We start from the raw sequence: 12,927 nt of genomic DNA, 5'->3' as shown, positions 1-12,927 counted from the left end.
TTCAAAATTGTCATGCGGCATTTTCTTTCCACGCGATCAAAAAAAATGGGAGAGTTCGATGTCTTCAACCGACAGGGCCCTGCCCGGGCTTCCACTGGCCCTCACCCCTGTGCTCCTGACCCTCCTCGTCCTGGGGGTGCAGCTTTTCTACTTCGGCGATTTCACGCCCCACGTGCCCCTGGCCATCGGTCTGGCGATCACCGGCCTTGTCGGCCTCAAGCTGGGCTTCACCTGGAATGATATCGAGAAGGGAGTCTTTCACGTCATTCATGTGTCGCTGCCCTCCGTCTCGGTGCTGATCACCGTCGGCATGATCATCGGCGTGTGGATCGCCAGCGGCACCGTGCCGACGCTGATCTATTACGGGCTGACGATCCTTTCGCCGCAGATCTTCCTGGCCGCGGCCATGATCCTGTGCGCGATCGTCTCCCTGTCGCTCGGCACCTCCTGGGGCACCGTCGGCACGGTCGGGCTCGCCCTGATGGGTATCGGCGCCGGCTTCGACATTCCCATGTACTGGACCGCCGGTGCGGTGGTTTCGGGTGCCTTCTTCGGCGACAAGGTCTCGCCGCTCTCCGATACCACCAATCTCGCCCCGGCGGTGACGGGCACGGACGTGTTCTCGCACATCAAGAACATGATGCCGACGACGGTCCCGGCCATGCTGATCGCCCTTGCGATCTACCTCTTCGCGGGCTTCGCCGTCATCGAGGGCGGCGATGTCTCCTTCGACCGGATCAACGCCATCACCGCCTCGCTCCAGCAAAACTTCCTGATCTCGCCGTGGCTGCTCCTGCCCGCGCTTCTGGTGATTGTCCTTGCGGTGAAGCGAATGCCGCCCATTCCGTCCCTCTTCGCCGGCGCGGTGGCCGGCGGCATTACCGCCATGCTCGCCCAGGGCGAGGGACTGCACGCCATCTTCACCTATGCCAACAGCGGCTATTCCATCGAGACCGGCGTCGAGGCGATGGACTCCCTCCTCAACCGCGGCGGCATCCAGTCGATGATGTGGACGATCTCGCTAGTGCTCATCGCACTCGGCTTCGGCGGCGCGCTGGAGCGGACGGGCTGCCTGGAAACCATCATCAAGGTCATCATGACCAAGATTCGCAGCTTCGCCGGCATTCAGACCGCGGCGATCGGCACCTCCATGGCAACCAATCTGGTGGCCGGCGACCCCTATCTTTCGATCGCCCTGCCCGGCCGCATGTATGCGCCGGTCTACCGCGGCATGGGATACTCCACCCTCAACCTGTCACGCGCGGTCGAGGAAGGAGGAACGCTGATCTCCCCGCTCGTTCCGTGGAACGCCGGCGGTGCGTTCGTCATCAGCGCGCTGGCGCTCGGAGTCTCCAGCGGAAATCTGGAAAACCTGCTCTACATCCCGCTTGCCTTCGCGTGCTGGCTGTCTCCGGTTCTGGGCATCATCTATGCCTTTACCGGACTCTTCTCCCCGCGCGCCAGCGCAGCCGAAATCGAAGGCTGGAAGGAGAGCGGAGAGGCGGTTGCCGATCTGACGGACCAGGGCTGGCAGGAGGAGGAAGAGGAAAGCCCGAGCCCCGTCGCGACCACCTGAGGGGACGCCCCTCATTTCATCGCAAGCCCCTGCCCACCGGCAGGGGCTTCTCTTGTGTGGTGGCGCAAGGATCTCCGGTGTGCCCGTGCGAGCCCGCTTGGAAACGGGAGGCGCCTTTTCGGCCGGCGCGGTGTCTTGCTTTCGTCATCGTTTCGTGTCAATGCTTGCGGGCGCTCGGGTGGTTGCAGACCCGGAGACTGGACGTGTTTTTGGACGACCCCTTTCCCCGAAATCGTAAGCTCTCGACGACCGCGAAACTGCGCGCGTTGCGCAGACGCACCTAACCAACGGGAAAAGGAGTTTCCCATGGCCCAGACCGGCACCGTAAAGTTCTTTAACGCCACCAAAGGCTTCGGCTTCATCACGCCGGATGATGGGGCAAAGGACGTTTTCGTTCACATCTCCGCAGTCGAGGCATCGGGCATGCGCTCGCTCGTCGACGGCCAGAAGGTTTCCTTCGACGTCGAGCCCGACCGCATGGGCAAGGGCCCGAAGGCGGTGAACCTCTCGGCGGCGTAAGCCCCGCGCCGCACAGGCGGCGATCAAAGGAGATCGGGCGCGGCGGGCGATCGCCGCGCTTTTTCTTTGCCGCCGGCATCCTGCACCGGCGGGAACCCCTCGCGCCGAGGAACGTTGCGGCGGAGGGCAGGATGAGTCATTCGCATTCGAATGCCGCAGGCAGGTCCAGTTCCGCCCGCGGCCGGCGCCTTCTCATCGCTCTTGCACTCAATCTCGCCATCACCCTCGCCGAGTTCGTCGGCCGGCTGGTTTCCGGCTCGCTCGCGCTCATGGCGGGCGCGGCCCACAACCTGTCCGATGCCGGTTCAGTGCTCGTCTCCTACATCGCCTGGCGTATCTCGCTGCGCCGGGCCGATCGCCTGCGCACCTTCGGCTATGCCCGCGCCGAGACCGTCGGCGCGCTCATCAACCTGTCCGTCCTCATCGTCATCGGCCTTTATCTCCTCTACGAGGCCGCGTACCGGCTTTTCGATCCGGGTGCGGTGGCCGGCGGGGTGATGCTCGCCGTCGACGTGATCGCCCTTGTGGAGGATGCCGCAGCAGCCTAGGTGCTGCGCACCGAGACCGGCAGCCTCAACGTACGCAGCACCTTCCTTCACATGGTCGCCGATGCGCTCGCCACCCTTGGTGTCATCGGCGGCGCGCTCGCCATCATGGCCTGCGGGCCTGCGGCGCATTGGGTGGACCCGGCCGTCACGGCGCTGATTTCCGGCTACATTTTCTTCCACGGCTCACGTGAGATCCGCAAGGCTATCGCCGTTTTGATGGAGAGCGCGCCGAAGGACTTCGACTACGCCGCGCTCTTGCGCGAACTGAAGGCGGCGCCCGGGTGGCGCAGGTGCACCACCTCCATGTCTGGGAGGCGATACCGGGGCAGACGGCGATCGAGGTCCATCTCGCCTTCAGCGAGCACGACCTGGGCGTGGTGACGCGCACAAAGGAGCGTTTGAAGACCATCCTCCACGAGCGCCATGACATCGCCCACGCGACCATTGAGGTGGAACTGGCGGACCGGACATGACGGGAAACTGATCCGGAACGAATAGCCGGCTTTCGACACAAAACTTTCGCTTGCCCGTTCTTTGAAAATAAGGGACACTTTGTCCCGTTCGGGCATTTGCCGGCCCGGAGACTGGAATAGCATGCCCCGGCATACGACACGACAAAGGCACCCGGGAAGTCGCGCAGAGCAAAATCCGCAGGATTGCGCGCGAAGCTGACTGTTTCTTCTCCCCCAGTAAAGGACCGATACACCCAGACCATGGCCAAGATCCGACTGTGGTCCAACTACGATGATCGAAGGGAGAAAGGACTCTTCCCATGTCGCAGAGCGGTATCGTTAAATTCTTCAACCATGCCAAAGGCTTCGGTTTCATCACGCCGGATGACGGCCAGAAGGACGTGTTCGTGCATATCTCGGCCGTGCAGGCTTCCGGCTTGCCGGGCCTCGAGGACGGCCAGAAGGTGACCTTCGACACAGAGCCGGACAAGCGTGGCAAGGGTCCCAAAGCCGTCAATCTGGCCATCGGCTAAGCACGCCGGGCCCCCGGCCGCAAGCCACCAACGATCGATACCGTGCCGGCCTGCGGGCCGGCATTTCTTGTTTCCGCCCATGCGGAAGGCGTGAAGGCCGTTCTTTTCGAGCCGGCCGGCGGGCTTTGCCCCCAGATTGCCGCGTTTACCATTCAGAAACCGTTCAGCTACGGGGTCGTAGCGTCCCGGCATTACCGCGCGAGCGGACAGCGCGCGTTACATGGAGACAGAACGATGAGACGGTTTCTCAAAGGTGCCATTCTCGGACTTGCGGTGGCGGCGACGACCATCTCGACCATCCCGGCCCACGCGGACCATTGGCGGCGGCATCACCGCGACAACGACAATGCGCTGGCGGCAGGTATTGCCGGCCTGGCAATCGGCGCGATCGTCGGCGGTGCGCTGTCACAGCCGCGCTACTACAACGACAGGGTCTACATCGATCCGCCGCGACGCTATTACCGCCCCGCCCCGGTCTATCGCGAGTATTATCGTCCCGCTCCGGTTTATCGCGGCAGGGCAACCTATCACTACGCGCCCGAACCCTGGAGCCGCGAATGGTACCGCGCCTGCGACGCCCGCTACCGCAGCTTCGATCCGAGCTCCGGCACCTTCATGGGCTATGACGGCCAGCGGCATTTCTGCGTGATCAGGTGAAGAGAGGAAGGCCGTAGGGCACTGGGGGAGCAGCGACAGCGTACTGTCCTACTCCTTCACCCCTATTCGCCCACCGGCCCTGTCAAAAACGGGTTGTTGCGCCGTTCGTCGCCGAAGCGGCCGCCGGGGCCGTGCCCGCACAGGAAACCGACGTCGTCGCCCAACGGCAGCAGCTTGTCCTTGATCGAGCGGATCAGGGTGGCGTGATCGCCGCCCGGCAGGTCCGTGCGGCCGACCGAGCCATTGAACAGAACATCGCCCACATGCGCGAACTTCGCGTTGTCGTTGTAGAAGACGACGTGACCGGGTGCATGGCCGGGACAGTGCAGCACCTGGAAGACGTGATCGCCGAAGGAGACGGTTTCGCCTTCAACGAGGAAGCGGTCGGGCGTGACCGCCCGCAGGGGCGCGGCAAGCTGAAACATGCGCGCCTGGGCCTCGAGGTTCTGCAACAGCATGCGGTCGGCCTCGTGGGGCCCGACGAGGTCGACCCCGAGCGCGCCCTTCAACTCCATCGCCGCGCCCACATGATCGATATGGCCGTGGGTGAGCCAGATGGCTTCGATCCGCGCACCCGCCTTGTCGATCGCCTCGAGGATACGGTCGGCCTCGCCGCCGGGATCGACCACCACGCCGCACTTGTCCTCCTCGTCGAAGAGGATGGCGCAGTTCTCCTGAAACGGTGTCACCGTCACGATGCCGGCCCTGAGTGTGCCCATGCCTGCCTCTTTTCCCCTCTTGTTGCGCGCCGTGAAGAAGGTGGCGCAAATGGAACGGGCGGCCCGGCCGCCCGTTCGCACTTGTCCCCAAACGTCAGCTTTTCTTGGTGGTTCCCATCACCGCGCCGACCACGCCGGACAGCACGCCGCCCCCGACGAGGCCACCGACGGCATCGCCGAGAAGGCCGCTCAGCATCCCGGCGTCACCACCGACGCCGGCAAGCAGTGCGCCACCGCCGATACCGCCGACGGCACCGCTGATGATCCGGGCAACCTGCCCCATGGCCGCCTTCTTGAACGCGGCACCGACGGCCTCTCCACCGATGATGCCGGCTACGGCCTGAACGATGATTGGAAGAAGCGCTTCCATATCAACCCCTCCAAGTAGCGCCGACGCCAATCGCCGGCCCCCGCATGAGAGGGCCGAATCGGCTGAGAGTCAAACCGGAGGTTGCGGGGCGGCGCCGGAGCGGTTGCTACTCCGCGGCCATACGCTGGCCGGGCCGCACCTCGTCCGCGTAGTCGTTCATCAGCAGGCGCGTGATCTCGCCGACCTGGAAATTGTAGGGGCCGATCTCGGAAACCGGGGTGACCTCCGCGGCGGTGCCGCTCAGGAAACACTGCTCGAAATCAGCCATTTCCTCCGGCTGGATGGCGCGCTCGATCACCTCGATGCCGCGCCGGCGGGCCAGATCGATGACGGTGCGGCGCGTGATCCCGTCGAGAAAGCAGTCTGGCGTCGGCGTATGCAGGACGCCGCCCTTGACGAAGAAGACATTGGCACCCGTGGCCTCGGCCACCCGGCCGCGCCAGTCGAGCATCAGGGCGTCGGAATAGCCTTTCGCCTCGGCCGCATGCTTGGAGAGCGTGCAGATCATGTAAAGGCCGGCCGCCTTCGACTTCGAAGGCGCGGTGCGCGGATCCGGCCGGCGGTATTCGGCCATGTCCAGGCGGATGCCCTTCAGCCGCTGCTGCGGATCGAAATAGCTCGGCCATTCCCATATGGCGATGGCGAGATTGATGCGGTTGTTCTGCGCCGACACACCCATCATCTCGCTGCCGCGCCAGGCGATCGGGCGCACATAGGCGTCCTGCAGCCCCTGCTTGGCGAGAAGCTGGCAGCAGGCTTCATCGATCGCCTGCACCGACCAGGGAATGGTAAAACCCAGAATGCGCGCCGACTCGTGCAACCGCTCGGTATGCTCCGTCAGCTTGAAGATCCGGCCGCCATAGGCCCGCTCGCCCTCGAACACCGCACTGGCATAATGCAGCCCGTGCGTGAGTACGTGAATCTTCGCATCCGCCCATTTGACGAACTCACCATTGAACCAGATATAGCCGTCAAGCTGGTCGAAAGGAACAGATGCCATAATACCCTCTCCTGAGGACATGCGCCCCGATCCTCACAGCGTCAGGGCAAAGCGGACCAAAATTCGATTATGCCGAAACATCCCAAGCCGAAGCAAACGCCTTTTACAGGAAGTTCCGGAAAACCGGCCTCGGCACGTCTTTTTTGTTCGCCATGTGCCGAAAAGCTTGGCAAAAATTATCAATCCGGGCTAATTATGTCAACATAGCTGACATAAATTTAATCCACCGGGAAAGCGACGATGACGAGCCCAATCCAGCCCAGCGAGCCACGTCAGGAAACCGAGGTGGACGATGAGGTCGACTTCACGCTCATCGAGCTGCTCTTTTTCGCTTACCGGGACTTTACCTCCGATCCCGACGCGATCCTCGCCAGCTACGGTTTCGGACGGGCCCACCACCGCGTGCTGCACTTCGTCAACCGCCGGCCGGGACTGACAGTGGCGGAACTCCTGGAGGTGCTGAGCATCACCAAGCAGAGCCTGGCGCGCGTACTCAAGCAACTCGTCGACACCGGCCACATCGTGCAGGTGCAGGGTCCGCGCGACCGGCGCCAGCGCGAGCTCTACCCGACCAAGAAGGGCCGCGCGCTGGCTCTGGCGCTGGCCTTGCCACAGTCCCGCCGCATCCATGCGGCACTTGATGAAGCGGGCATCGAAGATCGAGCCGCGCTCGAGCGGTTCCTGCGAGCGATGGTGAATCCCGAGCTCAGGACGCAGCTCGACAGGCGGTCCTCGAAAGCGACGCGCGAGCAAGGGGAAGAAGAATGATCGGAAGCGATCTTTTGGAAAACGGCGCCAGCGCGCCGCCCGACGATGCGCCGCACCTTCTCGTGGTCGACGACGATACGCGCATACGCACCCTCCTGCATCGCTTTCTGAGCGAGAACGGCTTTCGCGTCACGGTTGCCGGCAACGCGGCCGAGGCGCGCCGCAAGCTCAACGGCCTCGACTTCGATCTCATCGTCCTCGACGTCATGATGCCCGGTGAGGACGGCGTCGCGCTGACCCAGCACCTGCGCGGCGCAAACAGCGTCCCTATTCTCATGCTGACCGCGCTCTCGGAGACCGACAACCGGGTTGCCGGGCTGGAAGCCGGCGCGGACGACTACCTCGCCAAACCCTTCGACCCGCGCGAACTGGTGCTTCGGGTCAACAACATCCTGCGCCGCGGCGGCCCGCAGTCCCCGCCGAAGCTGGAGCAGGTGGTCTTCGGCCCCTACACCTTCCAGATTACCCGCCGCGAACTGAAATGCGCCGGCCAGCCGCTGAAGCTCACCGACCGCGAGCGCGAGATCATGGCGATCTTCGCCGAGCGCGCCGGCGAGACGATCCCCCGCCACGAACTCGTCGGCGAGGACTCGGAGGTGGGCGAGCGCACCATCGACGTGCAGATCAACCGCCTGCGCCGCAAGATCGAACGCGACCCGTCCAACCCCGTCTGGCTGCAGACCGTGCGCGGCGTGGGATATCGGCTGAGCGTGGAGTAGGCCACCGTCCGCGATCTCCGGGGAGCGGACAGGATCGGCCCTGAGACGGCACGGCCGGGAGATCAAACCGACCTTGCGGGATCGTCGGTCATGCAGCGGGTCCCCCTTTGCCGTCATTGGATCCGGCACGAAAAATAGCCCGATTGAGCCCAGCCCCGCCATTTGCGGAAGATCAAATCGGAACCCCCGGTGGGGGCTGGTTGCCTAGGCGTGCCTGCGTAGCGCGGTTTTTGCTTGAGATGCACCGCTCAGCGAGGCTCGTAAGAATGCCCTTGACTTAGAGTGCCCTTTAACCCGTAGCTTCCCCTGCGTCGTGATGAGAAGCAGGTGACATGAAGATCGGAGTACTCGCGAAACGCAGCGGTTTGTCGGCCCATACGCTCAGATATTACGAGCGGATTGGCCTGCTTCCCCGTGCAGATCGCAATAGTTCCGGTCAGCGCGACTACGACGCCTCGATCCTGATCTGGATCGAGTTTCTCGGCCGGCTGAAGACCACCGGCATGCCGCTTCGCGAGATGCTGCGCTATGCGGCATGGCGCGAAGAAGGGCCGGAAACCGGACCGGACCGCCGCGCGCTTCTGGAAGCGCATCGCGAGAAGGTGCGGGCTCACATTGCCGAGCTTCAAGCCTGTCTTCTCGTCCTCGACACCAAGATCGGCGGCTATGCCGAAGAGGAAAAGAGGATCGAAGACTATGACGCAGACCTTTCCCGACGCAGACGAAAGCCGGCTGGAACGCGGGCGGCGAGCACTGGACGCCATTGACGGCGCGGCCGGCCGGAACGTGATTGAAGCGCTGGACGGCATAGCTCCCGACTTTGCCACCTATCTCTTCGAATTCCCGTTCGGCGATATCTACTGCCGGCCCGGCCTTACCCTGCGCGATCGTGAGATCGCAACCATTGCCGCGCTTGCAGCGATGGGCAACGCCGCGCCACAGCTCGAAGTGCATATCCAAGCGGGGTTGAATTGCGGTCTCAGCCGCGAAGAAATCGTGGAGATCCTGATGCAAATGTCGGTCTATGCAGGATTTCCAGCCGCACTCAACGGCCTGTTTGCGGCCAAGCGGGTCTTCGCGGCGGGCGAGGGAACCAGCGCCAACGCGACCGCATGATGAAAACACCTCGACGGCTGCAGCGGGCACCTGAAGCAAAATGCTCCGGCTGCAGCCGCTTCAAGTGCGAAGCAAGCGTTCTTGAATGATCGGGGTCGGCACAAAACGGCTATCCCGCGCTTTCGAGTTGAGCTTCCATTCTCCATTTCGCCCACGCATTACCCTCGCCATCCGTGACCCGGCCGGGAAACGCCGCTAGACTGGCGGACCCTTGGGTTGGCGCTTTACGCCGGCTGCCGAGACGGGTAATGCGCGGCGGCGGATGCCCGGGCTTTACGGGTGGAGCGGCGGCTTCGACCCGGCGCACGGAAGGCGAGATGGCGAAATACGATCTGTCCTGGACGGAAAGAAACGACCTGCCGGCGCGCGCGGTCCGCACCGTTCATGCCGCACGCCGGGTCTGGCGGCGCTTCTGGCGCGTGGTGTCGCGCTTCATGCCGAAGCGGCTTTACGCACGCTCGCTCATCATCGTCATCGCGCCCATGATCCTTTTGCAGTCGGTGATCGCCTTCGTCTTCATGGAGCGGCACTGGCAGACGGTGACGCAGCGGCTCTCGCAGGCCGTCACCCGCGACATCGCCGCCGTCATCGACATCATCGAGACCTACCCGCAGGAGAACGACTACGCCGAGATCATTCGCATCGCCCAGGAGCGGCTGGCGCTGCAGATCAGCATCGAGCCGCCCGAACCCCTGCCGCCGCCTGCGCCGAAACCCTTCTTCTCCATTCTCGACCGGACGCTCGGCGAGGAGATCACGCAGCAGATCGGCCGGCCCTTCTGGCTCGACACGGTGGGCAACTCCAACATCATCGAGATCCGCATCCAGCTCGACGACAAGGTGCTGCGCATCTTCGCCCGGCGCAGCCAGGCCTACGCCTCCAACACGCACATCTTCCTGTTGTGGATGGTGGGAACCTCTCTCGTGCTCCTGACCATCGCCGTCGCCTTCCTGCGCAACCAGATCCGCCCGATCTCGCAACTCGCCGAGGCGGCCGAAAGCTTCGGCAAGGGACGGCCCACGCCGAGCGACTTCCGCCCGCGCGGTGCAGAGGAGGTGCGCCGCGCCGGCACCGCCTTCCTGCAGATGCGCCAGCGCATCGAGCGCCAGATGGAGCAGCGCACGGCCATGCTGACGGGGGTCTCCCACGACCTGCGTACGATCCTGACACGCTTCAAGCTGCAACTCGCCATCGCCTCGAGCAAGGCGGACATCAAGGCGCTGGATCAGGACATCGAGGATATGCGCTCCATGCTCGAAGGCTATCTGGCTTTCGCCCGCAACGAGGCTTCCGAGGATCCCGGCAAGTTCGATCTGGCGGCCTTTCTCGAGAAGATGGAAGAGGAGGCGAAGCTGCGGGGCGCCCGTCTCAAGACCGCGCTTTCGGGCGAGCGCGAGGTGCTGGTGCGCCCCAACGCTTTCACCCGACTTCTGACCAACGTGATCGGCAACGCGTTCCGCTATGCTCCGTTCACGGCGGTGGAAGCCAGGCACGGCGGGGGTATGCTGGTGATCACGGTCGACGACGACGGGCCGGGCATCCCACCGGAGAAGCGCGAGGACGTCTTCAAGCCGTTCGTCAGGCTCGACACGGCACGCAACCAGGACGAAAGCGGCACCGGGCTCGGGCTTTCCATCGCCCGCGACATCGCCCGCACCCACGGCGGCGACGTCATCCTCGACGATAGCCCGCTGGGCGGACTTCGGGTGATCATCAGGGTGCCGGCCTGAAAAGGCCCGACCGATGGTTCGGCCGGGCCGCGAGGAACATATGGTGCTCCCTCAGGCGACCTTTTCCCGCTCGTTTTCCCCGTCCTGGCGGATCGTCATCAGGGCCGCGGCCCACTTGTGCAACTCGTCGAGCATTCCCCGCGCGCCGTCGAGCATCTGCTCGTTGGGGTGGAAACCGCCCTCATCGCCGATGAACTGCGGGAAGAAGGGAACCGGCACCACCTGGGGAAGGGCATGGACGTTCACGTTGCCGAGCAGTTGGCGCAATTCCTGCGCGGAGCGAAGGCCGCCGGAGACACCGCCGTAGCTCAGGATGCCGGCGGGCTTGTAGGACCATTCAAGCACAAGGGCCTGCACCGCGTTGACGAGGCTCGCGGGCGGGAAAGAATCGTATTCGGGCGTGACGAAGACGAAGGCGTCGGCGGACGCCACGCTCTTCGCCCAGCGGCGGGTGTGCGCGTGTTCGTATTCCTGCTGTAGCGGATGGGCCGCCTCGTCCAGGAGGGGCAGGTTGAAATCCGCGAGATCGACCAGTTCGACGTCGAACGCGCCGTGACTGGTTGCAAACTCCTCCAGCCACCGGGCGATGACGGGCCCGACGCGGCCGGGGCGGGTGCTGCCGATGATGATATTGAGCTTAAGCGGCATTGGGACTCCTCGGAATTGATACCACTCTGGAACGGCTTGGGAGGATCCGTCGGAGCGGTATATGTTTTATACCGAGGCGAAAATAGATACCTTGGATGGGAGTGCAAGAAGGCACCGATTCCACACCAGGTTACCTTCGGGTGACCCCGTGTATGGCGGCCGTCGATGCGGGAAGCGCGTGTGCCCCTCTCTGGCAAATTCTAAGGACTTGGAATTGCCAAGCCCAAGATTTTGCTTTTCCCGCCAAGGGAGAGATAACGCGGACATCGGTCCTTCCCGCCAATCGCCGACGTCGGAGACTGGCAGAGGCGGTTGCGCAACACGCCTATCTCCCCCTTGGCGGGGGAGAAAGCGATTTCAAAATCTTAGCCGAAGGCTAAGTGTTAGAAATCGCAAGAGAGAGTGCTTCCCGTACGTTGCGCATCCGATGAACCCCAACTCATCCTAGTGCAGCCGGCTGCCGTCGGGCACCTTCTTCTCCACCGCGGCCAGCACCACCGCGCCCGCTTCATCGGAAAACCCCAGGGTCAGGACCTCCGATATGAACTTGCCGATCTGGCGCGGGGGGAAGTTCACCACCGCCACGACCTGCCGCCCGACGAGGCTTTCCGGCGTGTAATGCTCGGTGATCTGGGCCGAGGATCTCTTGACCCCGATCTCGGCGCCGAAGTCGATCTTCAGCTTGATCGCCGGCTTGCGCGCCTCCGGATAGGGTTCGGCCTCGACCACCGTGCCGACGCGGATATCGACCTTGAGAAAGTCGTCGAATGCGATCTCCGGCGCCTTTTCCGAACTCATGATTCTCCCCTCAGGCGGTGCCGAAGGTCTCGAACAGCACGCTGTTGAGCGCTTCCTGCGCGCTGGTGCCCGACCAGATAACGTATTGGAACGCCTGATAATAGCATTCGCAGGCTTCCAGCGCACTGTTGAGCATCACCTCGACCTGCTGGCCCGTCGGCTCCACCCCGCCGGCCAGAACGAGCGACTGGCGGAACATGATGACGCTTTCGCGATCCCACAGGTCGAAATGCCCGAACAGCATCTGCTCGTTGATGAGCGACAATAGCCGCATCACTTCGAGTGCGCGCTTTTCCGGCACTTTCAAGTCGAACGCGCAGGCGACATGCAGGGCCTCGAACTCCTCCATCCAGGAAAAGGAGACGTGATAGTCCGTCCAGGTGCCGGCGACAGAGATGGCGATCTCGTCGTCGCCGTTGCGCTCGAAGCTCCAGTCGTTGTTGTGCGCGACATGCTCGATGACGTCCACCGGATGGGCATCACGCGACATGTCGAGTTCAAGAAGGCTCATAAATCTGCTTTCCCATTAGTGGGAGCGCTGATGCGCCCCGCCGTCTGGCACATGCGGTTTGAAGCACACGCGACCCGATACTGTTCAACTGAGCGGGTGTAGGAGACGAGAGACATGAACGGGCCCACCCCAACCCGGCCTACGATCCGTTTCGAATCATGCAGCAAATTCAGTGTATTGATGACAGGACCTGTGACCAGCCCTTTTTTCGGGCCGTCAACCGGCAATGTGGATAGTTTGCCCCCTGCTGCGAATCCGGCCGC

At 63.5% G+C, this 12,927-nt stretch carries 15 protein-coding genes and 1 pseudogene; 10 read left to right on the top strand and 6 right to left on the bottom strand.

What is annotated here, in order from left to right:
* Positions 1-58: 58 nt before the first annotated feature.
* The 5 genes and pseudogenes from nhaC to SIN08_RS12215 all read left to right on the top strand — a co-directional run bounded on the left by nhaC (position 59) and on the right by SIN08_RS12215 (position 4,285).
* Positions 59-1,576: a Na+/H+ antiporter NhaC gene (gene nhaC, locus SIN08_RS12235; protein ID WP_322451853.1), complete on the top strand. Its 1,518-nt coding sequence runs from the start codon at positions 59-61 to the stop codon at positions 1,574-1,576.
* A gap of 306 nt (positions 1,577-1,882) precedes the next feature.
* Positions 1,883-2,095, top strand: coding sequence for a cold-shock protein (locus SIN08_RS12230; protein ID WP_322451852.1), 213 nt, complete (start codon positions 1,883-1,885; stop codon positions 2,093-2,095).
* A gap of 131 nt (positions 2,096-2,226) precedes the next feature.
* Positions 2,227-3,024 (top strand): annotated as a pseudogene (locus SIN08_RS12225) (cation diffusion facilitator family transporter).
* A gap of 391 nt (positions 3,025-3,415) precedes the next feature.
* On the top strand, positions 3,416-3,628 hold the full coding sequence (locus SIN08_RS12220; RefSeq protein ID WP_322451851.1) for a cold-shock protein: 213 nt from the start codon (positions 3,416-3,418) through the stop codon (positions 3,626-3,628).
* A 234-nt stretch (positions 3,629-3,862) separates the two neighbouring features.
* The gene (locus SIN08_RS12215) at positions 3,863-4,285 is read left to right on the top strand and encodes a BA14K family protein (RefSeq protein WP_322451850.1); all 423 of its coding nucleotides are present in this window, start codon (positions 3,863-3,865) and stop codon (positions 4,283-4,285) included.
* A gap of 62 nt (positions 4,286-4,347) precedes the next feature.
* On the opposite strand, the gene SIN08_RS12210 is transcribed toward SIN08_RS12215, so the two are convergent.
* The 3 genes from SIN08_RS12210 to SIN08_RS12200 form a co-directional block, all read right to left on the bottom strand.
* The gene (locus tag SIN08_RS12210; protein ID WP_322451849.1) at positions 4,348-5,004 is read right to left on the bottom strand and encodes an MBL fold metallo-hydrolase; all 657 of its coding nucleotides are present in this window, start codon (positions 5,002-5,004) and stop codon (positions 4,348-4,350) included.
* A gap of 94 nt (positions 5,005-5,098) precedes the next feature.
* The gene (locus SIN08_RS12205) at positions 5,099-5,374 is read right to left on the bottom strand and encodes a hypothetical protein (protein ID WP_322451848.1); all 276 of its coding nucleotides are present in this window, start codon (positions 5,372-5,374) and stop codon (positions 5,099-5,101) included.
* A 106-nt stretch (positions 5,375-5,480) separates the two neighbouring features.
* Positions 5,481-6,374 (bottom strand): branched-chain amino acid aminotransferase, encoded by an 894-nt coding sequence (locus SIN08_RS12200; RefSeq protein WP_322451847.1) that lies wholly within the window; start codon positions 6,372-6,374, stop codon positions 5,481-5,483.
* A gap of 240 nt (positions 6,375-6,614) precedes the next feature.
* Between SIN08_RS12200 and SIN08_RS12195 the strand changes: the two genes are divergently transcribed.
* From SIN08_RS12195 to SIN08_RS12175, 5 genes are all read left to right on the top strand, one after another.
* Positions 6,615-7,142 (top strand): MarR family winged helix-turn-helix transcriptional regulator, encoded by a 528-nt coding sequence (locus SIN08_RS12195; RefSeq protein ID WP_322451846.1) that lies wholly within the window; start codon positions 6,615-6,617, stop codon positions 7,140-7,142.
* On the top strand, positions 7,139-7,861 hold the full coding sequence (locus SIN08_RS12190; RefSeq protein ID WP_322451845.1) for a response regulator transcription factor: 723 nt from the start codon (positions 7,139-7,141) through the stop codon (positions 7,859-7,861). The genes SIN08_RS12195 and SIN08_RS12190 overlap by 4 nt, the downstream gene beginning before the upstream one ends.
* A 332-nt stretch (positions 7,862-8,193) precedes the next feature.
* Positions 8,194-8,628 carry a MerR family transcriptional regulator gene (locus SIN08_RS12185; RefSeq protein WP_322451844.1) on the top strand — a complete coding sequence of 145 codons (435 nt, stop codon included), beginning with the start codon at positions 8,194-8,196 and terminating at the stop codon, positions 8,626-8,628.
* On the top strand, positions 8,558-8,977 hold the full coding sequence (locus SIN08_RS12180) for a carboxymuconolactone decarboxylase family protein (RefSeq protein WP_322451843.1): 420 nt from the start codon (positions 8,558-8,560) through the stop codon (positions 8,975-8,977). The genes SIN08_RS12185 and SIN08_RS12180 overlap by 71 nt, the downstream gene beginning before the upstream one ends.
* Positions 8,978-9,294: 317 nt before the next feature.
* Entirely contained in the window at positions 9,295-10,707 is a 1,413-nt protein-coding gene (locus tag SIN08_RS12175; RefSeq protein ID WP_322451842.1) for an ATP-binding protein, read from the top strand.
* Positions 10,708-10,758: 51 nt separating this feature from the next.
* Here SIN08_RS12175 and SIN08_RS12170 read toward each other — a convergent pair whose 3' ends face one another.
* The 3 genes from SIN08_RS12170 to SIN08_RS12160 all read right to left on the bottom strand — a co-directional run bounded on the left by SIN08_RS12170 (position 10,759) and on the right by SIN08_RS12160 (position 12,664).
* A complete protein-coding gene (locus tag SIN08_RS12170) occupies positions 10,759-11,355 on the bottom strand; it encodes an NADPH-dependent FMN reductase (RefSeq protein WP_322451841.1) in 597 nt (198 codons plus the stop codon).
* A 444-nt stretch (positions 11,356-11,799) separates the two neighbouring features.
* Complete coding sequence (locus SIN08_RS12165; protein ID WP_322451840.1) at positions 11,800-12,153, bottom strand: tRNA-binding protein; 354 nt, start codon at positions 12,151-12,153, stop codon at positions 11,800-11,802.
* A gap of 10 nt (positions 12,154-12,163) precedes the next feature.
* Positions 12,164-12,664, bottom strand: coding sequence for a YbjN domain-containing protein (locus tag SIN08_RS12160; RefSeq protein WP_322451839.1), 501 nt, complete (start codon positions 12,662-12,664; stop codon positions 12,164-12,166).
* Positions 12,665-12,927: the final 263 nt, after the last annotated feature.

The organism is Chelativorans sp. M5D2P16 (assembly GCF_034427935.1).
Taxonomy (GTDB): Bacteria; Pseudomonadota; Alphaproteobacteria; order Rhizobiales; family Rhizobiaceae; genus Chelativorans.
This window is presented reverse-complemented; position numbering and strand designations above follow the sequence as displayed.